The sequence below is a fragment of the Agromyces aerolatus genome (genome assembly GCF_031432255.1).
Taxonomy (GTDB): Bacteria; Actinomycetota; Actinomycetes; order Actinomycetales; family Microbacteriaceae; genus Agromyces.
Map to the genome: position 1 here is coordinate 1 of NZ_JAVKGQ010000035.1, position 1438 is coordinate 1438.

At 63.1% G+C, this 1438-nt stretch carries 2 protein-coding genes; both read right to left on the bottom strand.

Annotation, left to right across the window (positions count from 1 at the left end):
- Positions 1-45: 45 nt before the first annotated feature.
- A complete protein-coding gene (locus tag RH864_RS19160) occupies positions 46-894 on the bottom strand; it encodes an IS3 family transposase (RefSeq protein ID WP_310519179.1) in 849 nt (282 codons plus the stop codon).
- Positions 891-1217 (bottom strand): helix-turn-helix domain-containing protein, encoded by a 327-nt coding sequence (locus RH864_RS19165; RefSeq protein WP_310519180.1) that lies wholly within the window; start codon positions 1215-1217, stop codon positions 891-893. The genes RH864_RS19160 and RH864_RS19165 overlap by 4 nt, the downstream gene beginning before the upstream one ends.
- Positions 1218-1438 lie beyond the last annotated feature (221 nt).

Here is a 1438-nt window from a genome sequence, read left to right on the forward strand (position 1 = left end):
TGAACTGGTCCCCAGATGTTGGACTGGCCGAGTAGGAGCTTAGGGCTACGCCGCGAGGGCCTGGGTTCGGTATTGCACCGGGCTCAGGCCCTTTAGCGTGGTGTGGGCTCGTTCGGTGTTGAACCAGGCGATGTACTCATCGATCGCGGTCGTGAGCGCGTTGACGGTGAGGTAGGTGGTGTTGCAGTAGAGCTCGTCCTTGAGATGGCCGAAGAAGCTCTCGATCACCGCGTTATCCAGACAGTTGCCTTTGCGGGACATCGACTGGGTGCAGCCGGCGGCATCGAGCAGACGCCGCCAGGTGAGGTGCTGGTACTGGAAGCCTTGATCGGAGTGCACGACCGGGCGCTGCCCGGGCTGAAGCGTTGTGAGAGCTTGTCGAAGGGACCGATTCGTCAGGTCCAGATTCGGTGAGATCCCGACGGTGTGTCCGATGATCTGCCGGTCGAACAGGTCCATCACCGGTGAGAGATAGACCTTCTGTCCGGCGACGGTGAACTCGGTCACGTCAGTGACCCATTTCTGATTCGGACCGGTCGTGGCGAAGTCCCGGCCCAGCAGGTTCGGGGCGACCTTGCCGGTCTCGCCCTTGAACGAGGTATACCGTTTCCTGGCACGGATCCGGCACCGCAGCCCGAGCTGTCGCATCAGCTTCAGCACGGTCTTCTTCGACACCCGCCAGCCGTCCAGGCGGAGCCGGTCATGGACACGGCGATGTCCGTACCGGCCATTAAACCGGTCGAACACGCGCCGGATCTCGGCCTTCAAGCCCGTCCACGGGTCAGGGGCGGCTTGCTTGGCCCGGTGGTAGAAGAACGTCGACCGGGCAAGCCCGGCCGCGGTCAGGAGATCGGTGAGGGAATGCTCTGCCTTGAGGGTGACGACGGCGTTCACCTTGACCGTCGTTGCTGCTCCATCAAGGCCCGCAATTTTCCCAGGTACGCGTTCTCCGCCCGCAGTCGCGCGTTCTCCCGCCGAAGCTGGTCAAGCTCGCTCACCTCGCCGGGTACGCCAGCCTTCGCCGGCCGCCCTTTCGGCTTCGGACGCAACGCCTCCGCACCCTCGTTCCGGTACTTCCGCGCCCACGTCTTCAACACCACCGGCGAGGAAAGCTGCGCTTCCTCGGCCAACACCATCGCTTCCTCGCCCGCAAGAAAACGCTCAACCAGAGCGACCTTGAACTCGAACGAGTAGCTCGGCTTGTTCGGCTTGGTCACCAGCGCTCCTCTGCCTCGGATCCGCCACCGCTGATACAAGTGCCTGACCGGGTGCCGCGACACACCCAGCAGCGTCGACACCGCAGTATCCGCCAGCCCCTTCTCAAACCACGCTACCGCCACCAAACGCTGCTGCTCAGACAGCGAACTCCGCGAATGCAAAGAACAACCCCCAGGAGCCGAAACTGAATTACTCAGTCCAACTCCCGGGGGTCAGTTCA